Below are 21,195 nucleotides of genomic sequence, written 5' to 3' on the forward strand. Positions count from 1 at the left end.
ACGGTTGGTCCTGTCGATCGTATCGACACCGCACCAGATCGGGGGTGTCCGTGCCTGCGACCCGCCGCACACCCCGACGCTGGAAGGAGGGTGACCCGGGGAGTTCGCGTCCTCCGCCGGTCCTGTTAGACTCTGACGTCGGTCCGGTTCACCGGATCACTGCGCGAGTGGCGGAATGGTAGACGCGCTGGCTTCAGGTGCCAGTGTCCGCAAGGGCGTGGGGGTTCAAATCCCCCCTCGCGCACCATAACGAGAGAGCCCCTGACCTGCGGTTGCCCGCGGAGCAGGGGCTTTGTCGTGTCCCGGGCCGTCGGCCCGTCACCCCGCCAGACTTTTGTGACGCGTTGCGGCCCTCGGAGCCCCGCGGGGCCGACTCCTGTCACAAAACTCGGCCGTGGGATCAGTCCGGCTGCAGGACGATCCTCGCGGACTGGCCGCTTTGTCGTTCCTTGTCTCGAAGCATGTGCTGGACGGCGTTCGACAGTCGCAGGATCCACCGGCAGACGAGGCGGGCGATGACGAAGCATGCGCAAGGTGCAGCAGGACCGCCATTCAGCTTGGCGGATCTGATGTCGGTGCTCGGCGGCGTTCCAGAGTGCTCGGAGGACGGGTCGCGCATGATCGTCCGAAAGGCCTGGGGCGGACGCGTCTTCGACGTCGACGTCGAGGGCGCCGTCGCCTACCTGAACGACGAGTTCTACCCCAAGCACCGCGACCTCGCAGCGAAGGCTCGCGAGGACGCACTGTCCTACTTCGACCTGGAAATCCAGGAGTTCACGGGCACCACGCCCCCCGCGGGTGATCCCATCATCATCGATCGGGCGGGCCCGCGACTCACGCACGACGTGCGGTGGGAGCACCCGACCGGTGGGGAGTGGTTCGCCCGCGCTGACGGCGTCGACGGGGATCGTCGACCGTGACGCACTGACGCTTCCCGAGCTCGCGCACCAGATCGACCAGCCCCTGCCTTGCGGAGACCACGGAGCAAGGGCTTTGTCGTGTCGACCCCGGGCCGCCGGAGCTGGTCCCTACCGTCAGCCGGGTGACCGACGGACGAACTGATGTGTTTCATTCGTTGAGTCTGTGCAACACAATGGGTGGCGATGATGATCGTCGACCGGTCGGTGACCGATGGAGGAACGTCCGTCGTCGTCATCGAGCAGGTCAAGGACGCAGGCGTACGACCGATCACCGGCTGGGAGGCATGAGGATGGGAAAGAAGAGCACCAACCAGGAGCTCGCCGAGCACTACAACGAGACCGGCGACCTCTCCGGTTTCGACGAGACCAAGGCCGAGCCGGTCGCGGTCAGGCGAGCCGTGACGATCTCGGTGCGCTTCTCCGACGAGGAGATCGCCCAACTCCGTGAACGAGCAGACCAGGCCGGTGTGAAGGTGACCTCCTTCATCCGTGCGGCCGCGCTCGAGGCCGCCAGTCCGGTCGACCTCACCGTGCTGAGCCGGCTCGCCCGGGACCTGGAGCAGCGCGCTCACGACGTCGCGACGATGGCCGCCCGCGGCGTGGCCTGAGCTGACGACTCGTCGACACCGCAGCAGTGGCCGGGCCCACACCGCTCACCCGGCGAAGGTGGCGGTGACGACCCTAGGATGGCGGTGACGCGCCCGACGTCGCGCGCGCTGGAACCGAATCCCCATCACCCCCGCGGGAGTCACATGTCCGAGTCCCTGGAAGTCCACGGCGTCGACCTCGACGACCTGACCCTTCCCGAGCCCACGCCCGAGCAGTTCCGCCGGTCCCTGCTGCATCACCTGCAGTACACGGTCGGCACGGACCCCGAGCACGCCTCGAAGTTCGACTGGCGGATGGCGCTGTCCTACACGATCCGCGACCGTGCGCTCGAGCCGTGGTTCGACGCCACCCGGCGCACGTGGAACGAGGACCGCAAGCGCGTCTACTACCTCTCGATGGAGTTCCTCATCGGGCGCCTGCTCGAGGACGCCACCATCAACCTCGGACTGCGCGACGTCGCGGTCCAGGTCTTCGACCGCCTGGGCCTGGACTTCGCCGACATCGCCGACGACGAGCCCGACGCCGCACTCGGCAACGGCGGCCTCGGCCGCCTCGCGGCCTGCTACCTCGAGTCGATGGCGACCCTCGGCTGCCCGGCCTACGGCTACGGCATCCGCTACGAGCACGGCCTGTTCAAGCAGCGCTTCGAGGGCGGCCGGCAGGTCGAGGCCCCCGAGGACTGGCTCGTCACCGACAACCCGTGGAGCTTCACCCGGCCCGAGTCGGCCTACCCCGTCGGCTTCCGCGGCGAGGTCGTCGAGCAGGACGGCCGCCAGGTCTGGACGCCGCAGCTGCAGGTCCTCGCCGAGGCGCACGACACCCCCGTCGTCGGCTACGGCCGCCAGTGGGCGAACACGCTGCGCCTCTGGGCGGCCAAGCCCAGCGCCGACCTGTTCGACCTCGAGCGCTTCAACGCGGGCGACTTCACGGCGGCGGCCGAGCCCGAGGCGTGGGCGCGCACCCTGTCGCGCGTGCTCTACCCGAACGACACGACCTCGCGGGGCAAGGAGCTGCGGCTCTCGCAGGAGTACTTCCTGACCTCGGCCTCGGTGCAGGACATCGTGCGCCGCTACCTCGAGACGCACGACGACCTGCGCCGGCTGCCCGAGTACGTCGCGATCCAGATGAACGACACGCACCCGGCGATCGCCGGACCCGAGCTGATCCGGCTGCTCGTGGACGAGCACGGCTTCGGGTTCGACGCGGCTGTGGACCTCTCGACGCAGGTGCTCGGCTACACGAACCACACGCTGCTGCCCGAGGCGCTCGAGCACTGGTCGGTCGGCCTCATGCGCAAGGTGCTGCCGCGCCACCTGCAGATCATCGAGCAGCTCGACCGGCGCGACGCCGAGCTGCACGGCCCGCGGCCCGAGGGCGTCGGCCTGATCGGCGACGACCAGGTCAGGATGGGCGACCTCGCGTTCGTGACGAGCCACAAGATCAACGGCGTCTCGGCGCTGCACACCGACCTCGTGCGCCGCGACCTCTTCCCGGCCCTCGACAGCCTGCACCCCGACCGGATCGTCAACGTGACGAACGGCGTCACGCCGCGCCGGTGGATCGCGCTCGCGAACCCGCCGCTGGCCCAGCTGCTCACCGACACGCTCGGGTCCGGCTGGGAGACCGACCTCGAGCGGCTCAAGGGCCTCGAGGACCACATCGACGACCCGGCGTTCCGCGAGGCGTTCGGCGCCACGAAGCGTCAGGCGAAGGAGCGGCTCTCCGGCTGGCTGGCCGACCACCACGGCATCGAGGTCCCGACGGACGCCCTGTACGACGTCCAGGTCAAGCGGCTGCACGAGTACAAGCGCCAGCTGATGAACATCCTGTGGACCATCGCCCACTGGCAGCGCATCAAGCGCGATCCGGGTGCCGGGTGGGTGCCGCGGGTCAAGATCTTCGGCGGCAAGGCCGCACCCAGCTACGTCATGGCCAAGGACATCATCCGGCTCATCAACGACGTCGCCGCCGTCGTGAACGCGGACCCGGAGACCCGCGACCTGCTGCAGGTCGTCTACCCGGCGAACTACAACGTGTCGATGGCCGAGAAGCTCATCCCCGCGGCCGACCTGTCCGAGCAGATCTCGACCGCCGGCATGGAGGCCTCGGGCACGGGCAACATGAAGTTCGCGCTGAACGGTGCGCTGACGATCGGCACCCTCGACGGCGCCAACGTCGAGATCCGCGAGCACGTGGGCGCGGAGAACTTCTTCCTGTTCGGCCTGACCGCCGACGAGGTCACGGCCCGCCGGAACGAGCCCGACCACGCCCGCACGGCGATCGAGAAGAGCCAGGCGATGCGCGACGTGCTCCAGGCCATCGCCGAGGGGACGTTCAGCCCGGACGAGCCGAACCGTTACGGCGCCATCCTCGACATGATCTGGAACAGCGACTGGTTCCTCGTGGCGTCGGACTTCGACTCCTACGACGAGACCCAGCAGGCGGTCGACCGTACGTACCTCGACCACGAGCGCTGGCAGCGGATGGCCCTCCTCAACGTCGCCCGGACGGGGTACTTCAGCTCCGACCGCTCGGTGCGCGAGTACATGAGCCGCATCTGGAACATCACCCCGGCGCTCTGAGCCCGGCGAGCCCGACGCGTCTCAAGGGTGCCAACCGGCGCCGCCGGTGGTTGTATGAAACAGATGGCAGCCGAGGAGGGACGCATGGCCGGTGAGGACACGACCCCGCTCGTGCTGGACGCGGCCGAGGCCTGGCAGCTCGCGCAGGGCCTGCACCGCGACCCCTTCGCGGCGCTCGGTCCCACCGACGACGGTCACCACGTCGTGGTGCACCGCCCCGGTGCCGACCGCGTCTGGGTCGTCAACGACACCGACGAGGTCGAGCTGTCCCGGCACCCGGCCGCCCGCGACGTCTTCGTCGGGCCGTCGCTGCCGTTCTACCGGGTGCGCGTCCTGTGGCCCGAGGCCGGCACCGAGGAGTACGAGGACCCCTACCGCTTCGGTCCCGTCCTCGGCGAGATCGACGAGTACCTGATCGGCGAGGGCACCCACCGGCGGCTGTGGCAGGTGCTCGGCGCCCGCGTGATCACGCACGAGGAGACCACCGGCGTGCACTTCGCCGTGTGGGCACCGAACGCCGAACGGGTGTCGGTGGTCGGTGACTTCAACGGCTGGAACGGAGCGGTGCACCCGATGCGCCCGCGCGGCGCGACCGGCGTGTGGGAGGTCTTCCTGCCCGGTCTGGGCGAGGGGTGCGTCTACAAGTACGACATCCTCGGGCCCGGGGGCCGCCAGCTGCCGCTCAAGGCCGACCCGGTCGGCTTCGGCAGCGAGCACCCGCCGCGCACCGGCTCGGTCGTCCGAGAACTCGGTCGCCACGCGTGGCAGGACGCCGACTGGCTCGAGAACCGGGCGGACATCCACGCGGTCGACGCCCCGATGAGCATCTACGAGGTCCACCTCGGCTCGTGGCGACGCGTCGCGGAGGAGGGGAACCGTCCCCTGTCGTACCTCGAGGCGGCCACGCGACTGGTCGACTACGTGGCCGACCTCGGCTTCACCCACCTCGAGGTGCTGCCCGTCAGCGAGCATCCCTTCGACGGGTCGTGGGGCTACCAGCCGATCGGGCTCTACGCGCCGACGATCCGCTACGGGACGCCCGCGGAGTTCGCCGCGTTCGTCGACGCGGCCCACGCGAAAGGCATCGGGGTGCTTGCCGACTGGGTGCCGGGGCACTTCCCGACCGACCAGCACGGACTCGGCCGGTTCGACGGCACGCCGCTGTACGAGCACGCCGACCCGCGCGAGGGCTTCCACCCCGACTGGAACACGCTGATCTTCAACTACGGCCGCCCAGAGGTGCTGAACTACCTCGTCTCGAACGCGCTGTACTGGCTGGACGAGTACCACCTCGACGGCCTGCGCGTGGACGCCGTCGCCTCGATGCTCTACCGCGACTACTCGCGCCAGCCCGGCGAGTGGATCCCCAACAAGGACGGCGGCCGCGAGAACTACGAGGCGGTGAAGTTCGTCCAGGAGGCCAACGTCGCCGTCTACGGCGAGCACGACGGCGCGGTGATGATCGCCGAGGAGTCGACCACCTTCCCGGGCGTCACCCGCCGCGTCGACGAGCAGGGCCTGGGGTTCGGCTACAAGTGGAACCTCGGCTGGATGAACGACTCACTGACCTACTTCGGCAAGGACCCGGTCCACCGCAAGCACCACCAGGACGAGCTCACGTTCGGCCTCACGTACGCGTTCACCGAGAACTTCGTCCTGCCGATCAGCCACGACGAGGTCGTCCACGGCAAGGGCTCGATGTACGGGCGCATGCCCGGCAACCACGCCGACAAGCTGGGCAACCTCAAGTCGTTCTACGGCTACATGTGGGGCTACCCCGGCAAGAAGCTGCTGTTCATGGGGCAGGAGCTCGGCCAGCCCGCCGAGTGGAACCACGACGGCGAGCTGGACTGGGGCGTGCTGCACGACCCGGGCCACGTCGGGGTCCAGAGTCTCGTCCGCGACCTCAACCGGCTGTACCGCGAATTGCCCGCGCTGCACCGCCACGACACCCACGGCCGCGGGTTCCAGTGGCTGCTCGTCGACGCCGTGGAGGAGCAGGTCTTCGCCTGGCTCCGCCGCGGCGACGAGGACGACCAGCACGTGGTCGTCGTGCTCAACCTGACCCCCGTCGAGCGCACCGGCTTCCGCATCGGGTTCCCCGTCGCGGGTCGCTGGACCGAGGCGCTCAACACCGACTCGCGCTTCTACGGAGGTGCCGACCGTGGCAACGGCGGCGCCATCGAGACCGAGCCCGTCCCCGCCCAGAACGAGGCACAGTCGGCGATGCTGACGCTGCCGCCCCTGTCCGCTGTCTACTTCGTGGAGGAACGGTCATGACCATCCCGATCTTGACGGGTCGCGACGCCGGCGCGCCGCCCCGACTGTCCAGTCAAGCGATGGCGTTCGTGCTGGCGGGCGGACGCGGCAGCCGCCTCGAGGAGCTCACCGACCGACGGGCGAAACCGGCCGTGCAGTTCGGCGGCGAGTGGCGCATCATCGACTTCCCGCTGTCGAACGCGCTGAACTCCGGCATCCGGAAGATGGCCGTCGCCACGCAGTACAAGGCCCACTCCCTGATCCGGCACATGCAGCGGGGCTGGAACTTCTTCCAGGCCGAGCGCAACGAGTACCTGGACATCCTCCCCGCGAGCCAACGCGTCGAGGAGACCAAGTGGTACCTCGGCACCGCCGACGCCGTGACGCAGAACATCGACATCGTCGACGACTACAAGGTCAAGTACGTGATCGTCCTGGCCGGCGACCACGTCTACAAGATGGACTACGAGGTCATGCTGCGTCAGCACGTCGAGACGGGCGCCGACGTGACCGTGGGCTGCCTGACCGTGCCGCGCGAGGAGGCCACGGCGTTCGGCGTCATGCACGTCGACGCGACCGGCCGCATCGTCGACTTCCTCGAGAAGCCGGCCGATCCGCCGGGCACCCCGGAGGACCCGGACGTCGCCCTCGCGTCGATGGGCATCTACGTCTTCGACTGGGACTTCCTGCGCGAGCTGCTGCGCCAGGACGCCGAGGACACCAGCTCGCGGCACGACTTCGGGTTCGACCTGATCCCGGCGATCGTCCGCGGCGGCAGTGCCTACGCCCACCGGTTCAGCGAGTCGTGCGTCATGACGGGTCTGGAGACCGAGCCCTACTGGCGCGACGTCGGCACGATCGACACGTTCTGGCAGGCCAACATCGACCTGACCGAGTTCATCCCGGCGCTCGACCTCTACGACAACTCGTGGCCGATCTGGACGTACGCGGAGTTCACGCCGCCGGCGAAGTTCGCCCACGACGAGGAGGGCCGGCGCGGCCAGGCGATCCAGTCGCTCATCGCGGGCGACTGCATCGTGAGCGGCTCGGAGGTGCACAACTCGCTGCTGTTCACGGGCACCCGCACGCACTCGTACTCGATGCTCGACCGCGTCGTGGCGCTGCCGCACGTCGACGTCGGCCGCGGTGCCCGGCTGACGAACGCCGTGGTCGACAGCCGGGTCCACATCCCCGAGGGGCTCGTGGTCGGTGAGGACCCCGACGAGGACAACCGCTGGTTCCGCCGGACCGAGAACGGGATCGTGCTGGTGACCCAGCCGATGCTCGACCGCCGCGCGGCCTCGCTGGAGTAGTCGATGCCCCCTCGCCCGCGCCGCCTGCTCTCGGTGGCGTCGGAGTGCGCCCCGCTGCTCAAGACCGGGGGGCTCGCCGACGTCGTCGGTGCCCTGCCGTCCGCCCTCGCCGAGCAGGGCTGGCGGTCGCGCGTCCTGATGCCCGCGTACCCGGGAATCCTCGATCGGGTCGGCTCGACGAAGACCGTGTGGGAGGACCCCGACCTGTTCGGTGGCCCGGCGGTCGTGCGCGCCGGGCGCCACGCGGGCGTGGACCTTCTGCTGCTCGACGCGCCACACCTCTTCGACCGCCCGGGCGGCCCGTACAACGTCGACGGGCACGACCACCCCGACAACCACGTGCGGTTCGCGGCGCTGTCGTGGGTCGGTGCGCGGATCGCGACCGGCGGCACCACCGATCGCTGGCGCCCCGACGTGGTGCACGCCCACGACTGGCAGGCGGGCCTCGTGCCGTCGTACCTGCGCTACGCGGAGGCTGACGTGCCGACCGTGATGACCATCCACAACATCGCCTTCCAGGGCATCTTCGGGCCCGACCAGCTGGACCGGCTGCGCCTGCCGACGTGGGACTTCCACCACGAGGCGCTGGAGTACCACGGTCTCGTCAGCACGCTGAAGGCCGGCATGGTGCACGCCACGAAGGTGACGAGCGTCAGCCCCACGTACGCCGAGGAGCTGACGACACCGGAGTTCGGGTTCGGGCTCGAGGGCGTGGCCGCCGCGCGCCGGGACGGCGGCGACCTGCTCGGCATCGTCAACGGGATCGACACGACCGTGTGGGATCCGGCGTCGGACCGCGCGGTCGTCCACTACTCCGTCGACGACCCGGCAGCGAAGGACCGCAACCGGCGCGAGCTGCTCGCCGAGTTCGGGCTGGCGGAGCCGGCCGGCCCGCTCGCGGTCGTGGTCACCCGGCTCACGCACCAGAAGGGTGTCGACCTGCTGCTCGAGGCCCTCCCGGGATTCGTGGAGGCCGGCGGGGCCGTGATCGTCCTGGGCTCCGGCGACCCCGGCTACGAGTACGCCCTGAACGACCTCGCCGCCCGGTACTCGCAGTCGATCGGCGTGCGGATCGGCTACGACGAGCCCCTCAGCCACCGGATGTACGGCGGGGGCGACCTGGTCCTCGTGCCGTCGCGCTTCGAGCCCTGCGGGCTGACCCAGCTCTACGGGATGCGCTACGGCGCGATCCCGGTCGTCGCGTCCACCGGAGGTCTGCGCGACACCGTCGTGGATGCCTCGCCGGAGAACCTCGCCGCCGACGTGGCCACCGGCTTCGCCTTCGCCGACATCGACGCGGGCGGGCTCGCCGGGGCGCTCTCCCGGGCGCGCGAGCTGTACGCCGACCCGCCCGCCTGGCAGCGGCTGCGCCACCGGGCGATGTCCACGCCGGTGGACTGGGGGCCTTCCGCCGAGCGCTACGCGACGCTGTTCGCGGAGATCGTGCGATGACCCGAGCCGTGACCACCGGCCGGCCGTACCCCCTGGGCGTCACCGTCGACGGCGACGGCGTCAACGTGGCGGTCTGGTCGGCGAACGCCGAGCGGGTCGAGCTCTGCCTGTTCGACGAGTCGGGTGCCGAGGAGCGGATCGACCTCGTCTTCCGCGACGGTGACGTCCGACACGCCCACGTGACCGGAGTCGGACCCGGCACGCGGTACGGCCTGCGCGCCCACGGCCCCCACCGGCCCGAGGAGGGCCTGCGGTTCAACCCCGCCAAGCTGCTCATCGACCCGTACGCCCGCGCGCTCGACCGGCCGCTGCGCTGGGACGAGGCGATGTCCGGGCACGCCGGTGACGACGACCTCACGCTCGACGACCGCGACAGTGCGCCCGTGGTCCCGCGCGGCATCGTGCAGGGCGACCCGGCGGGCCCCGACCCGACGACCAACCGGCCCGGCCATGCCTTCAGCGACCTGGTGATCTACGAGGCGCACGTGAAGGGCCTCACCGCCGCGCACCCCGGCGTCCCCGAGGAGGTGCGCGGCACCTACGAGGGCCTCGCGTCGCCTGCCGTCATCGACCACCTGACCTCGCTGGGGGTCAACGCCGTCGAGCTGTTGCCGGTGCAGGCGTTCCTCGACGACCGCTTCCTCGTCGCAAAGGACCTGCGGAACTACTGGGGCTACCAGCCCATCGCGTGGTGCGCCCCCGAGCCCCGGTACGCCCGGGACGACGCGGTCGCCGAGCTCCGCCAGGCCGTCCACGCCCTGCACGAGGCGGGCATCGAGGTCATCGTCGACGTCGTCTACAACCACACCGGCGAGGGTGACGAGCTCGGCCCCACGCTGTCGTTGCGCGGTCTGGACAACACCGCGTACTACCGGCTCGTCGACGCGGGACGTCACTACGTCGACGACACGGGCACGGGCAACACCCTCGCCGTCGACCGGCCGCCGGTGCTGCGGCTCGTGATGGACAGCCTGAGGTACTGGGTCGAGGTGCTCGGGGTCGACGGGTTCCGGTTCGACCTCGCCACCACGCTCGGCCGCACCCAGAAGGGCTTCCGCCCCCACGGGCCGTTCTTCAGCGCCATCCGCCAGGACCCGGTGCTGTCGACGGTGAAGCTGATCGCCGAGCCGTGGGACCTCGGCCCCGGCGGCCATCGGCTGGGCCGGTTCCCGCACCCGTTCTCGGAGTGGAACGACCGCTTCCGCGACGGGATCCGCCGGGCGTGGCAGGTCCGGTCGCTCGGCAGTGCCGACGTCGGCGCCCGGCTGCTGGGTTCGGCCGACCAGTTCGACCACGGCTCACGCGGGGCCACCGCCTCGGTCAACTTCGTCACGGCCCACGACGGGTTCACCGTGGCCGACCTCGCCTCCTACGCGCACAAGCACAACGAGGCCAACGGCGAGGACAACCGGGACGGCCACGACGAGAACCTCTCGGACAACCTCGGGGTCGAAGGCCCCACCGACGATCCCGACGTCCTGGCCGCACGGGCGCGCCGGGTGCGCGGGCTGCTGGCGACGCTGCTGGTGTCGCAGGGGGTGCCGATGCTGCTGGCCGGCGACGAGATCGGCAACAGCCAGGGCGGCAACAACAACGCCTACGCGCAGGACAACGAGCTCGGCTGGATCGACTGGTCGGCGCCCGACACCGGGCTGCTCGCGCTGGTGCGCCGGCTCGTCCGGTTGCGCCGCGAGCAGCCGGTGCTGCGCCAGCGCACCTTCATGCACGGCCGCGAGCGCGCTGACGGCCACAGAGACGTGACGTGGCACCGGGCCGACGGGGCGACCCCGACGGCCGAGGACTGGCACGACCCCGAGTGGCGGTCGGTGGGCCTGCTCCTGCGGGGCGCTGCGGGCGACCCGATGGGCGAGGCGCTGGACGACGCCGTCTTCGTCGTCCTCAACGTGGGCGGCGACGTCGAGATGGCGCTCCCCGACCCGGGGCAGCACCGTGCCTGGCGGCTCGAGGTCGACACCGCCCGTCCCGACGACGAGGTGTCGTTCGGCTCGACCTATCCCGCGCTCGGGCAGTCGGTCGTCGTCCTGGCAGCGCGCTGAGCGTGCCCGGGACGCGCAATGGCCGCGGGGGGAGAACCCGCGGCCATTGCCAGAGTGCTGAGGTCGGCAGGAGGAGGGAACCGACGTCAGCTGAGAAGGAGACGATCAGTCGCCGGGCCACTCACCCGTCGCCTTGGCGAACGCCTTGGCGCCCTGCCGCTGGACGATCGCACGTACGCCGGAGAAGATCGCGCCCTGGATCACCGCAGCGAGCAGGATCTCCTTGAGCGGGAACTCCGACTGGGTCGGGTTGGGCGGATCGCCCTCGCTGTTCGGGCTGGCGCGCTTCCACACCTGCTTGAACACCGCCGAGGCGATCAGACCCGCCAGGATCGACGTGATCAGCCCGACCGGCTGGTAGAGGATCTTGGCGGAGGTGCTGGCCTTCGCCTTCTTCGGCGCCGCCATCAGCCGACAGCGGCCTGACGGCCGGCCAGGATCTCGGTGCGCTCGGACTCGGTGAGGCCACCCCAGACGCCGTACGGCTCCTGGACGGCGAGGGCGTGCTCCCGGCACCGGTCGATGACCGGGCACGTGGCGCAGACGGCCTTGGCGGACTCTTCACGGCGGTGGCGCTTCATGCCGCGTTCAGCTTCGGGCGAGAAAAAAACGGAGGAGTCGACGCCCATGCAGGCGCCCTCCCACTGCCATTCGTAGGACTCAATGATGGGCGACGGAAGTCGCTTGATGTTGACCATGTTTCCTGCCCCTTCCCCAAGGGTGAGGACTGACTCGAGCTGTGTGCGCAACCCGGCAAGTAGTTCGACGGTACTACCTAATCTATTCATTGTGCAAGCACCCTGAATAAGTTTTATGATCGACCGCATGCACCGCCGCTGGACCGTGGGTACCCTCTCCGAGATGCTGGGAATCGCGGCTCCCACCCTCCGGACCTGGGAACGCCGCTATGGCGTCGGTCCGACCTTCCGTACGGCGGGCGGCCACCGTCGCTACACGATCGTCGACGCCGACCGCGTCGCGACGATGGCCCGGTTCATCGAGTCGGGCGTCCCCGCCCACGACGCCGCCGAGCGGGTGAAGCGGCTCTCGCCGCACGAGCTGGCCGCGATCGTGGGGGCCGGACCCGCCGGCCTCAGGGCCTCCGCCCACGAGCAGACCGTCTTCGACATGCTCGAGGGCGCGAAGGAGCTCGACGCCGCGAAGGTGCAGGAGGCCGCCGAGAGCGCGATCGAGCGCTTCGGCGTCGAGGAGGCCTGGGACTCGGCCATCGCCCCGGCGATGATCCAGGTCGGCCTGTACTGGGAGGACGGGCGGATCGACGTGGCCGCCGAGCACCTCGTCACCGCGTGCGTCCTGACGGCCCTGCGCGCGGCGGCGCACCGCTACCCCTCGCGTGGGCCGGCGCGCGTCGTGCTGGCCAGTGTGGAGGACGAGCAGCACAAGCTGCCGATCGTCGCGCTCGGCGCGGCCCTGGCCCGTCACGGCCACGGGTGGACCGAGCTCGGGGCCCGGCTGCCCATGGAGTCGCTCGAGTCCTTCGTGCGCAGCAGCCGGCCCGACGCCGTGTTCCTCTGGTCCTCGGTGATGAAGCCGGGGCCCGAGACCCTGGAACGGCTGGCCGAGCTGGGGCGTCACACCGCGCTGTTCCTCGGTGGTGCGGGGTGGCCGCGGGACGTCGTCACGTCGCACTCCCTGACCGAGACCGTGCGGCAGTTGCGGCAGGCGCTCGGCGACGATCTACCCTGAGCGCATGACCGAACAGCATGTCGTCACCGAGATCGAGGGGCCCATCGCCCGCGTCTGGCTCAACCGCCCCGACAAGCTGAACGGCATCACGTTCGGCGTGCTCGACGGCCTCCTGGAGGCCGCCGACCGGATCGAGGCCGATCCGAACGTCCGCGCGGTGCTGCTCGAGGGCCGCGGCCCGTCCTTCTGCGCCGGCCTGGACTTCGCCCAGGTGATGACCGACAAGAAGCGCGTCGCCCGCTACTTCATGCCGAACCCGCTCAAGGGCACGAACAAGTTCCAGCAGCCGCTGTGGGCGTGGCGCGAGCTCTCCGTCCCGGTCATCGCCGTCACGCGCGGCCACGTGTTCGGCGGCGGCATCCAGCTGGCGCTGGGCGCGGACTTCCGGTTCACCACCCCCGACTGCCAGTGGTCGATCATGGAGGCCAAGTGGGGCCTGGTCCCCGACATGAGCGGCACCGTGGCGCTGGCCGAGCTGGTCGGCGCCGACCTGGCCAAGCGCCTCGTGATGACCGGCGAGGTGTTCTCCGGCGAGCAGGCGGTCGAGTACGGCATCGCCTCGGGCGTCGCCGAGGACCCGACCAAGCCGGCCCTCGAGCTGATCGACCAGCTCCTCGCTCGCTCGCCCGACTCCGTCGCCGCGTCCAAGCGCCTGCTGAACGAGACCCGTCTCGCCAAGCCGCGCCGGGCGTTCGCGCTCGAGCGCAAGTACCAGCGGGCCATGCTCAAGTCGCCGAACACCGACGTCGCGCGCAAGGCCGGCATGGCGAAGACCGAGCCCGAGTTCGGTCCGCGCCGGTTCGGCCGCTGACCGGCGTCCGGCGATGACCGCCGTTCAGCCCCTGATTGTTAGGGTTGCCCGGTGAACGAGGACAAGCCCAGCAAGAAGGTCGCCGACCAGTACGACCGGGGATACGACTACACCCAGTACTGGAACAACCGCGACTACGAGAACGCCGCCGAGCAGGTGGCGATCCGCCGGCTGCTCAAGGGCCGCCGGTTCGCCAAGGCCGCCGACGTGGGCGGTGGCTTCGGCCGCCTCGCGCTGCTGCTGCGCGAGTACGCCGACCAGGTCACGCTCGCCGAGCCCAGTCAGACCCAGCTCGACGCCGCCGAGAAGTTCCTCGAGGGCACCGACGTCATCAAGGCGCGCCAGCAGGCCGACGCCCTGCAGTTCGGCGACGGCGAGCTCGACCTCATCACGATGGTCCGGGTCATGCACCACATCCCCGAGCCCACCGACGAGTTCGCCGAGATCGCCCGCGTGCTCGCGCCCGGCGGCACGGCGATCATCGAGGTCGCGAACTACGGCCACTTCAAGAACCGTCGCGCCTTCAAGAAGGCCGGCAAGGCGCTGCCGAAGGAGCCCGTCAGCATCCGCACCGTCGCGGCCGACGAGCCCGACGCGATCGCCTTCGTGAACCACAACATCGACACGGTCGTCGGCCAGCTGGCCGCGGCCGGCCTGGTGCTGCAGCGCAAGCTGTCGGTGTCGAACCTGCGCAGCCAGAAGCTCAAGCGCTACGTGCCGGGCAAGGTGCTCGTCGCGGTCGAGCGCGTGCTGCAGAAGCCCCTCGCCTCCAGCGACTTCGGTCCCTCGATCTTCCTGGAACTGCGCAAGCGCTGAGGGTGGCGACCTACCGCACGCTCGATCTCGGCCTCGGCGACACCGCCGAGGCCGAGATCGTGGTGCTGAGGTCGCGCTTCCTGGCGCGTGCGGGGCGCGTGGAGGACGAGGCGAGCGCCCGGGCGCTCATCGCCGACGTCCGCGCGACGCACCACGACGCCCGGCACCACTGCACCGCCTTCGTCGTCGGCCCCGAGGCCGCGCTGCGTCGCAGCAACGACGACGGCGAGCCCTCGGGGACCGCCGGACGACCCATGCTCGAGGTCATCACCGGACGTGAGGTCAGCGACGTCGTCGTCGTCGTGACGCGGTGGTTCGGCGGCACGCTGCTGGGCACCGGGGGCCTCGCCCGCGCCTACGCCGACGCCACCGGGGCAGCGCTCGACGAGGCCGGGGTCCGCGAGAGGCGCCTGTGGCAGCGGGCCCGGGTGACCGTCCCGGTCACCGAGGTCGGCGCGATGGAGAGCCGCCTGCGCCGCGACACCGACGTGATCGACGTGGCCTACGGCCCCGACCGCGTCAGCTACGAGGTCGCCGCCGCCGACCTCGCCGTCCTGGAGCGGTTGCCGTTCGAGCGGCTCGAGCCGGTCTGGCGCGACGCCTGAGGTCGTGACCCCGGGCGCCGCGCCGGGGCGTCAGCCCTGGACGGTGGCCTTCGCGACGACCAGCTGGTGGTCGGACGGGCTGTCGAGGGCGTTGAAGGCCGCGCCCGACTGCGTCCACGGGGTCTTGTTGTTCGAGAAGAACACGTGGTCGATCTTGCGCTTGCCGCTCTGGTCCGTGGCGTTGCCCCCGCGGTTGGAGGTCTGCCCCTCGAGCTGCGCCGCCTCGAAGAACTTGCCGTTCGGGGAGTTGCCGTCCTCGTCGACGCCGCGGGCGTACATGCGGTTCAGCACCGGGTCCTTCGGGACGGCGTTGAAGTCGCCGCCCACGACGACCAGCTGGCCGTTGCCGATGAACGTCGCGGTGATGTCCTTGATCTCCTTGATCTGGGTCTTGCGCGCGTTGAGGGTGGGGCTGCCCACGACGTAGGCCTTGCCCAGCGCGACGTGCACGGAGCACACGGTGCGCACGGAGGTGTCCGTCCACCGCACGCACACCAGCTCCTGCTGCCGCGTGTGCAGGCTGCCGTCGTCGTTCACGGACTCGTCCTGGGAGAGCGACCGGACGACGTTGTCCGCGCCGGCCGCGGTCCGCACGGCGACGGTCATGACGTCGCCCCGGGCGCCGCAGCCGGCGGTACGGCTCTGCTGCGCGTGCACCGACCAGGTCTGGCCGACGCTGGCGGCGTAGCTCTGGATCAGCGGCACGTCGCTCGCACAGACCTCCTGCAGGGTCACCGCCTGGGCGCCGAGGCTGTGAGCCTTCGCCAGTGCGTGGGTGATCGCCGCGCCGTTCTTCTCCACGTTGTGCTGGACGACGATGAACCTCGTCGCGGCCTGCGCACTCGTCGGTGAGACGAACGAGATCGCCGTCAGGGCGAGTGCGCCGGCGAGTGCGGTGACGGCGCTGCGCGCGCGTCGTGGGGTGCGTTGCGTCATGCGGATGGCCTCATTCGTCGAAGGACTCGGAGTTCCCCACGATGCGTCACGTCCGGGTCGGTGTCCACCTGAGCGCCGGCCGGCCCGACACGCGGCTCACTGGCCGAGGCGGCCCAGGACCTCGCGCACGTGGCCGAGCGCGTCGGGGCTGCCCAGGCCGGTGGTGTCGTCGAAGTAGAGGCCGTCGCCGATGAGCTGGATCGTGCGGGCGAGGGCCTCGTCGCCGAGGTGCTCGTTGAGGACGCCGAACCACGCGTCGCGGATGTCGGCCAGCGCCGCGCGCGCGCCGTGGTCGTGCTCCTGGGCGATGCGCGACGCCGCGATCAGGGCGCGGTCGAAGTCGCTGCCGGTGTCCACGGAGGTCTCGAGGTAGAAGGCCACGGGGCCCTGCTCGGCCGAGCGCATCTGCTCGACGTCACGAGCCGCCTGCTCGCGCAGCCGCTCGACCATGCCGTCGACGAGGGCCTCGCGACTGTGGAAGTGGTACAGCAGCCCGCCCTTGGAGACGCCGGCCTCCGCGGCGACGGCGTCCAGCGTGGCGGCGCGGCTGCCGGCACCCACCAGCAGGCGCTCGAAGGCGTCGAGGACGCGATCGCGGGTACTGCGCTCCTCGGCCATGGGCTCAGCCTAGTGATCCGGCCGCGTCCACGGCCCGGAACCTGCGACGCGGGTGACCCTGATCACCGGAAAGCCCTGTGACGCGAGTCATTTTGGAACTGTACCGTCTGGACGGTACAGTAAGGGTGATGTCCACGTTCACACCTCATGCCGCCCGTGCCGGCCGACGCGAATGGTCCGCGTTGGCCGTGCTGATGCTGCCCGTGCTGCTCGTCTCGGTCGACAACACGGTGCTGTCCTTCGCGCTGCCCGAGATCAGTCGCGAGCTGCGCCCGAGTGGCAACCAGCTCATGTGGATCGTCGACATCTACGCGCTCATGCTGGCCGGTCTGCTCATCGCCATGGGCAGCCTCGGCGACCGCATCGGTCGCCGCCGCCTGCTCGTGGCCGGCTCCGTCGGATTCGGCGCCGCCTCCGTGCTCGCGGCCTTCAGCACGAGCCCGGAGATGCTGATCGCGGGCCGTGCGCTGCTCGGCTTCTTCGGCGCGACCCTCATGCCCTCGACGCTGTCGCTGATCCGCAACATCTTCGAGGACGCGCGCGACCGGCGCACCGCGATCGCGGCGTGGGCGGCCATGTTCTCCGGCGGTGCCGTCCTCGGCCCGGTGGTGGGCGGCTACCTGCTCGAGCACTTCTGGTGGGGCTCGGTGTTCCTGCTGAACGTCCCGCTGATCATCGCCTTCGTTCCCGCGGCGCTCGCGCTCATCCCCGAGTCGCGAGACCCCCAGCCCGGCCCGTTCGACCCGACCTCGGTCGTGCTGTCGCTGGTCGCGATGGTGCCGCTCGTCTTCGCGATCAAGCACGGTGCCACGGCCGGCCTCGACGACACCACGCTCGCCGCGCTGGCCCTGGGCCTCGGTGCCGGCTGGTGCTTCATCCGCCGCCAGCAGCGCAGTGCCACGCCGATGCTCGACCTGAGCCTGTTCCGCAACCCGGTCTTCAGCGGCGCCCTGGCGGCGAACGCCCTCAGCCTCATGGCACTGGCGGGCTTCCTCTACTTCGGCGCCCAGCTGCTCCAGCTCGTGCTGGGGCTGTCCCCGCTGGAGTCGGCGCTGGTCCTGGTGCCCGGCTCGATCGCCACGATGGCGGCCGGCTTCGCGGCCGTGCGTCTCGTCGAGCGGGTCCCGGCGCGCACCCTCGTACCGCTGAGCTTCATGCTGTCATCGAGCGGCTACGCGCTGGCGGCCTTCACGGGTCACCCGACGGTGCTCTCGGTGGGTGTGGCGTTCCTGATCCTGGGCATCGGCATCGGCCTGGCCGAGACGATCACCAACGACCTCATCCTGTCGAGCGTGCCGCCGCAGAAGGCGGGCGCCGCGTCGGCGATCTCCGAGACCGCCTACGAGATCGGTGCCGTCCTGGGCACCGCGGTGCTCGGCAGCGTGCTCACCGCGACGTTCCGCTCGAACCTGACGGTCCCGGCGGTCGCGAAGTTCGGCGAGCAGGAGAACGCGTTCGAGACCCTCGGCAGCACCCTGCAGTTCGCCGAGCAGTTCGCGGCGCCGGTGCAGGGGTGGATCCACGCCTCGGCCGCCTCGGCGTTCGACCTCGGCGTGCAGTTCACCGCGGGTGCTGCGATCTTCGTCGCCCTGGCCGCTGCGCTCATCTCGCGACGCACCCTGCGCCACGCCTGAGCGGACCTACACTCGGCCCATGCGGGGTCGTGTCGCGCTGGTCTCAGCCCTCCTGGTGGTGGCGGGGTGCTCGGCCGCGCCCGACCTGGAGGACGCGCCGGAGGGGTTCACGGCTGAGGTGATGCAGTACCGCGGCAAGCGCCTGACCCGTGACATCGCGATCGCGATCCGCAACGACACCGACCGCGAGATCACGCTCTCGGCGATGCGCCTGGAGTCGAACCGGTGGTCCGAGGCGGTCGACTGGTCGGGCACGGAGTCGGTCGGTCCGGGCTTCGGCACGGGCATCGACGTCGACCCGCCCGCCGGCACGTGCCCCGAGGGGGAGGAGCTCGCGACGGTCGCGGAGTTCACCTACCGCACCGGCGACGACGATCGCCGTTCGCGAGTGGACGTCGAGGACCCGTACGGCGTGCTGCGCGACCTGGTCGACGGGGACTGCGGCGAGCAGGCGTTCGACGCCGCCACCACGGTCACGGTCGGCCCGCCGGGGGTCCGCGGCGACACGTGGTCGGCCACCCTCGATCTCGCTCCCCGTGAGCCGAACGACGTGGTGTTGCTCGGCTTCGCGCCCACGCTGCGCTTCGCGTTCGGGCCGGCCACGCCGGTGGACGTGGAGCTGCCGCTCGACCAGCCGCAGCGCGTGCGTCTCGACGTCGTCATGGGCCGCTGCGATCCGCACGTGGTCGCCGAGGACAAGGTCGGGTCGCGCTTCGGCGTCCGCGTGCGCACCACCGACATCGAGCACGCGTACTTCACGCTGCCGCTCGACGATGCGGTCCGGGAGTCGCTGGAGGAGTTCTACGCCGAGCGCTGCCGGCCCTGAGCCACGGCTGTCTCCGGTTCGGTCTGGAACACTGGCGACGTGACCGAGCACTACCCGTTGGACGACCACGCCGACTCCCGCTCGCTGCTCGTCGCCGCCGCCTACGTGATCCTGCGCCGCGGCGACGAGGTCTTCGTGCAGCGTCGCGCCGGGACCGGGTACCGCGACGGGTACTGGGCGGTCGTGGCCGGCCACGTCGACCCCGGCGAGTCCGTGCACGAGGCCGCGGTGCGCGAGGCGCTCGAGGAGGCCGGCGTGACGATCGCCCCCGACGATCTGCGTCCCGTGACCGCGATCCACCGCTTCGAGCGCGGCGGCCCGCAGGTCGAGCAGCGGATCGACGTCTTCTTCGAGGTGACGCGGTGGAGCGGCGACGCAGCCCACCTGGAGGCGGACAAGGCCGCCGAGGCCGGGTGGTACCCGCTGTCGGCCCTGCCCGAGCCGTTCGTGCCCCACGAGCGCGACGTGCTCGACCTCCTCGCCGCCGGCACCCCCGTGCCGCCGGTGATCTCGCTGCCGATGCGAGACCGCCGGTGGCGTGATCTTGACGAGGACTGGCAGCGGGCGCCGCTGCGCCGGGTGACGCCCACCTGACAGCATGGCCCGGTGACCCGCCGCGACAGCCTGCTCGCCGTCCTCGTGGCGGTGCTCTGGGGCTGCAACTTCGTCGCCATCCACGTCGGTCTCGCCGACGTGCCGCCCTTCCTGTTCCTGGCGATCCGGTTCGTCCTCGTGGCGTTCCCCCTCGTGTTCTTCGTGGCGCGGCCCAAGGCCTCGTGGCAGGTCGTCGTCGCCGTCGGCTTCTTCATGAGCTTCGGTCAGTTCGGGCTGCTGTACCTGGCGATGGCCATCGGCATGCCCGCAGGCCTGGCCGCGCTGGTCCTGCAGGCGCAGGTCATCTTCACGATCCTGATCGCCGCCGGAGTCCTCGGCGAGCGGGCGTCCCGTCGTCAGGGCATCGGCGCCGCGATCGGCACCGCCGGCTTGGCGATCGTCGCCTGGGGCTTCCACCAGGACGCCCCGCTGGTCCCGCTGCTCGTCACGATCGGCGCCGCGCTCTCGTGGGCGATCGGCAACGTCGTGGCGCGGGCCGCGAAGGTGTCGTCGGGGCTGTCGCTCGTGGTGTGGTCGGCGCTCGTCGTGCCGCTGCCCGCGCTCGCCGTCTCGCTCACGGTGGAGGGGCCGGCCGAGATCTCGGCCGCCCTGGGCCGGTTCGGGATCGAGGCCTGGATCAGCACGCTCTACACCGTGGTGCTGTCCTCGCTCGTGGGCTACACGATCTTCAACGGCCTGATGGCGAAGTACCCCGCGGCCAGCGTCGTGCCGTTCATCCTGCTCGTCCCGCCGGTCGGGGTCCTGTCGGCGTGGGTCGCGCTGGACGAGGTGCCCAGCGCGCTGGAGTGGGTGGGCGGCATCGTGATGATGGTCGGCGTGGCGGTCGCCACGATCTCGTTCAGGTCGCGAGCAGCGCGGCGCGCGCCATCGACGCCAGCAGCCGCGCCATCGAGTCCGCGCTGATCCGCGCCGAGTGCGGGGTGGAGTTGATCAGCCCGAACACCGCCTGGACGGCGGCACGGGCCGTCGCGCGGTCGAGGTCGGCGCGCAGCTCGCGCAGGGTCTCGACCCACGCGTCGATGTAGGCCAGCTGCAGCTCGCGGACGGCGGCCTGGGCGGCCGGCGGGAGGTTCGACCACTCGCGGTCCTGGATCACGATGAGCGCCGGGTGGGTCAGCGCGAACTCGACGTGCCACGCGATGAGGGCGTCGAGGGCCGCGGCCGGATCGCCGGCCTCCGCGCGACGCTGCCGACCCTCCGAGAGGAGTCGCTCGCTGATGGAGGTGAGCGAGTGGGCCAGCAGGTCCTCCTTGCCGGCGAAGTGCTTGTAGAGGGCCGGGCCGGAGATCCCGCACGCCTCGCCGATGTCGTTGACCGAGACCCCGTGGAAGCCGCGCTCGGCGAACAGTCCGGCGGCGGTGTCGAGGATCTGCTCGCGGCGGCTCACGGCAGGAGCATAGCAGCGCAGGTTAATGAGTGTTAACCTTCGAGCCGT

General features: G+C 70.8%; 20 protein-coding genes and 1 tRNA gene. 16 read left to right on the top strand and 5 right to left on the bottom strand.

Annotated features, from left to right (window positions below; genetic code table 11):
- Window positions 1-161: 161 nt before the first annotated feature.
- The 8 genes from B2363_RS13260 (at window position 162) to glgX (ending at window position 11,192) form a co-directional block, all read left to right on the top strand.
- A tRNA-Leu gene (locus B2363_RS13260) sits at window positions 162-247 on the top strand.
- A 370-nt stretch (window positions 248-617) separates the two neighbouring features.
- A complete protein-coding gene (locus B2363_RS13265) occupies window positions 618-920 on the top strand; it encodes a hypothetical protein (protein ID WP_286930760.1) in 303 nt (100 codons plus the stop codon).
- 290 nt (window positions 921-1,210) lie between these two features.
- Window positions 1,211-1,528: a plasmid mobilization protein gene (locus B2363_RS13270; RefSeq protein WP_286930762.1), complete on the top strand. Its 318-nt coding sequence runs from the start codon at window positions 1,211-1,213 to the stop codon at window positions 1,526-1,528.
- A gap of 144 nt (window positions 1,529-1,672) precedes the next feature.
- The gene (locus tag B2363_RS13275) at window positions 1,673-4,111 is read left to right on the top strand and encodes a glycogen/starch/alpha-glucan phosphorylase (RefSeq protein WP_286930764.1); all 2,439 of its coding nucleotides are present in this window, start codon (window positions 1,673-1,675) and stop codon (window positions 4,109-4,111) included.
- Window positions 4,112-4,195: 84 nt separating this feature from the next.
- Complete coding sequence (gene glgB / locus B2363_RS13280; protein WP_286930766.1) at window positions 4,196-6,391, top strand: 1,4-alpha-glucan branching protein GlgB; 2,196 nt, start codon at window positions 4,196-4,198, stop codon at window positions 6,389-6,391.
- On the top strand, window positions 6,388-7,683 hold the full coding sequence (glgC, locus tag B2363_RS13285; protein WP_286930767.1) for a glucose-1-phosphate adenylyltransferase: 1,296 nt from the start codon (window positions 6,388-6,390) through the stop codon (window positions 7,681-7,683). Before glgB ends, glgC begins: the two co-directional genes overlap by 4 nt.
- 3 nt (window positions 7,684-7,686) lie before the next feature.
- Window positions 7,687-9,135 carry a glycogen synthase GlgA gene (gene glgA / locus B2363_RS13290; RefSeq protein ID WP_286930768.1) on the top strand — a complete coding sequence of 483 codons (1,449 nt, stop codon included), beginning with the start codon at window positions 7,687-7,689 and terminating at the stop codon, window positions 9,133-9,135.
- Window positions 9,132-11,192 carry a glycogen debranching protein GlgX gene (gene glgX / locus B2363_RS13295; protein ID WP_286930769.1) on the top strand — a complete coding sequence of 687 codons (2,061 nt, stop codon included), beginning with the start codon at window positions 9,132-9,134 and terminating at the stop codon, window positions 11,190-11,192. Before glgA ends, glgX begins: the two co-directional genes overlap by 4 nt.
- Window positions 11,193-11,297: 105 nt before the next feature.
- Here the strand turns inward: glgX and B2363_RS13300 are convergent, their stop codons facing one another.
- Both B2363_RS13300 and B2363_RS13305 read right to left on the bottom strand, forming a co-directional pair.
- Window positions 11,298-11,600, bottom strand: coding sequence for a DUF4235 domain-containing protein (locus B2363_RS13300; protein ID WP_181753474.1), 303 nt, complete (start codon window positions 11,598-11,600; stop codon window positions 11,298-11,300).
- Window positions 11,600-11,890 (bottom strand): WhiB family transcriptional regulator, encoded by a 291-nt coding sequence (locus B2363_RS13305; RefSeq protein ID WP_181753472.1) that lies wholly within the window; start codon window positions 11,888-11,890, stop codon window positions 11,600-11,602. The genes B2363_RS13300 and B2363_RS13305 overlap by 1 nt, the downstream gene beginning before the upstream one ends.
- 127 nt (window positions 11,891-12,017) lie before the next feature.
- Between B2363_RS13305 and B2363_RS13310 the strand changes: the two genes are divergently transcribed.
- From B2363_RS13310 to B2363_RS13325, 4 genes are read left to right on the top strand one after another with little or no spacing between them, the layout of a single operon-like run.
- Window positions 12,018-12,899, top strand: coding sequence for a MerR family transcriptional regulator (locus B2363_RS13310; protein ID WP_181753470.1), 882 nt, complete (start codon window positions 12,018-12,020; stop codon window positions 12,897-12,899).
- A 4-nt stretch (window positions 12,900-12,903) separates the two neighbouring features.
- Window positions 12,904-13,710 (top strand): crotonase/enoyl-CoA hydratase family protein, encoded by an 807-nt coding sequence (locus B2363_RS13315; RefSeq protein WP_286930770.1) that lies wholly within the window; start codon window positions 12,904-12,906, stop codon window positions 13,708-13,710.
- 51 nt (window positions 13,711-13,761) lie between these two features.
- Entirely contained in the window at window positions 13,762-14,526 is a 765-nt protein-coding gene (locus B2363_RS13320; protein WP_286930771.1) for a class I SAM-dependent methyltransferase, read from the top strand.
- A 2-nt stretch (window positions 14,527-14,528) separates the two neighbouring features.
- A complete protein-coding gene (locus tag B2363_RS13325) occupies window positions 14,529-15,131 on the top strand; it encodes an IMPACT family protein (RefSeq protein WP_286930773.1) in 603 nt (200 codons plus the stop codon).
- Window positions 15,132-15,161: 30 nt separating this feature from the next.
- Here the strand turns inward: B2363_RS13325 and B2363_RS13330 are convergent, their stop codons facing one another.
- Together B2363_RS13330 and B2363_RS13335 are read right to left on the bottom strand one after the other, a co-directional pair.
- Entirely contained in the window at window positions 15,162-16,067 is a 906-nt protein-coding gene (locus tag B2363_RS13330) for an endonuclease/exonuclease/phosphatase family protein (protein ID WP_286930775.1), read from the bottom strand.
- 96 nt (window positions 16,068-16,163) lie between these two features.
- Window positions 16,164-16,685 (bottom strand): TetR/AcrR family transcriptional regulator, encoded by a 522-nt coding sequence (locus B2363_RS13335; RefSeq protein WP_181753464.1) that lies wholly within the window; start codon window positions 16,683-16,685, stop codon window positions 16,164-16,166.
- A gap of 128 nt (window positions 16,686-16,813) precedes the next feature.
- Between B2363_RS13335 and B2363_RS13340 the strand changes: the two genes are divergently transcribed.
- The 4 genes from B2363_RS13340 to B2363_RS13355 are packed head-to-tail and all read left to right on the top strand — an operon-like array spanning window position 16,814 to window position 20,663.
- The gene (locus B2363_RS13340; RefSeq protein WP_286930778.1) at window positions 16,814-18,319 is read left to right on the top strand and encodes an MFS transporter; all 1,506 of its coding nucleotides are present in this window, start codon (window positions 16,814-16,816) and stop codon (window positions 18,317-18,319) included.
- Between the two features lie 19 nt (window positions 18,320-18,338).
- Complete coding sequence (locus B2363_RS13345; protein WP_286930780.1) at window positions 18,339-19,145, top strand: hypothetical protein; 807 nt, start codon at window positions 18,339-18,341, stop codon at window positions 19,143-19,145.
- Between the two features lie 39 nt (window positions 19,146-19,184).
- Window positions 19,185-19,739 (top strand): NUDIX hydrolase, encoded by a 555-nt coding sequence (locus B2363_RS13350; RefSeq protein ID WP_286930782.1) that lies wholly within the window; start codon window positions 19,185-19,187, stop codon window positions 19,737-19,739.
- Window positions 19,740-19,751: 12 nt separating this feature from the next.
- Window positions 19,752-20,663: an EamA family transporter gene (locus tag B2363_RS13355; RefSeq protein WP_286930784.1), complete on the top strand. Its 912-nt coding sequence runs from the start codon at window positions 19,752-19,754 to the stop codon at window positions 20,661-20,663.
- On the opposite strand, the gene B2363_RS13360 is transcribed toward B2363_RS13355, so the two are convergent.
- Entirely contained in the window at window positions 20,599-21,147 is a 549-nt protein-coding gene (locus B2363_RS13360; protein ID WP_286930785.1) for a TetR/AcrR family transcriptional regulator, read from the bottom strand. The genes B2363_RS13355 and B2363_RS13360 overlap by 65 nt on opposite strands.
- Window positions 21,148-21,195 lie beyond the last annotated feature (48 nt).

This window comes from Aeromicrobium sp. UBA7512 (genome assembly GCF_002476985.1).
Lineage (GTDB): Bacteria > Actinomycetota > Actinomycetes > Propionibacteriales > Nocardioidaceae > Aeromicrobium > Aeromicrobium phoceense.

Coding starts and splice junctions, on each gene's coding strand:
- B2363_RS13265 (WP_286930760.1), top strand. CDS start 618: ATGATCGTCCGAAAGGCCTGGGGCGGACGCGTCTTCGACGTCGACGTC.
- B2363_RS13270 (WP_286930762.1), top strand. CDS start 1,211: ATGGGAAAGAAGAGCACCAACCAGGAGCTCGCCGAGCACTACAACGAG.
- B2363_RS13275 (WP_286930764.1), top strand. CDS start 1,673: ATGTCCGAGTCCCTGGAAGTCCACGGCGTCGACCTCGACGACCTGACC.
- glgB (WP_286930766.1), top strand. CDS start 4,196: ATGGCCGGTGAGGACACGACCCCGCTCGTGCTGGACGCGGCCGAGGCC.
- glgC (WP_286930767.1), top strand. CDS start 6,388: ATGACCATCCCGATCTTGACGGGTCGCGACGCCGGCGCGCCGCCCCGA.
- glgA (WP_286930768.1), top strand. CDS start 7,687: ATGCCCCCTCGCCCGCGCCGCCTGCTCTCGGTGGCGTCGGAGTGCGCC.
- glgX (WP_286930769.1), top strand. CDS start 9,132: ATGACCCGAGCCGTGACCACCGGCCGGCCGTACCCCCTGGGCGTCACC.
- B2363_RS13300 (WP_181753474.1), bottom strand. CDS start 11,600: ATGGCGGCGCCGAAGAAGGCGAAGGCCAGCACCTCCGCCAAGATCCTC.
- B2363_RS13305 (WP_181753472.1), bottom strand. CDS start 11,890: ATGGTCAACATCAAGCGACTTCCGTCGCCCATCATTGAGTCCTACGAA.
- B2363_RS13310 (WP_181753470.1), top strand. CDS start 12,018: ATGCACCGCCGCTGGACCGTGGGTACCCTCTCCGAGATGCTGGGAATC.
- B2363_RS13315 (WP_286930770.1), top strand. CDS start 12,904: ATGACCGAACAGCATGTCGTCACCGAGATCGAGGGGCCCATCGCCCGC.
- B2363_RS13330 (WP_286930775.1), bottom strand. CDS start 16,067: ATGACGCAACGCACCCCACGACGCGCGCGCAGCGCCGTCACCGCACTC.
- B2363_RS13335 (WP_181753464.1), bottom strand. CDS start 16,685: ATGGCCGAGGAGCGCAGTACCCGCGATCGCGTCCTCGACGCCTTCGAG.
- B2363_RS13340 (WP_286930778.1), top strand. CDS start 16,814: ATGTCCACGTTCACACCTCATGCCGCCCGTGCCGGCCGACGCGAATGG.
- B2363_RS13345 (WP_286930780.1), top strand. CDS start 18,339: ATGCGGGGTCGTGTCGCGCTGGTCTCAGCCCTCCTGGTGGTGGCGGGG.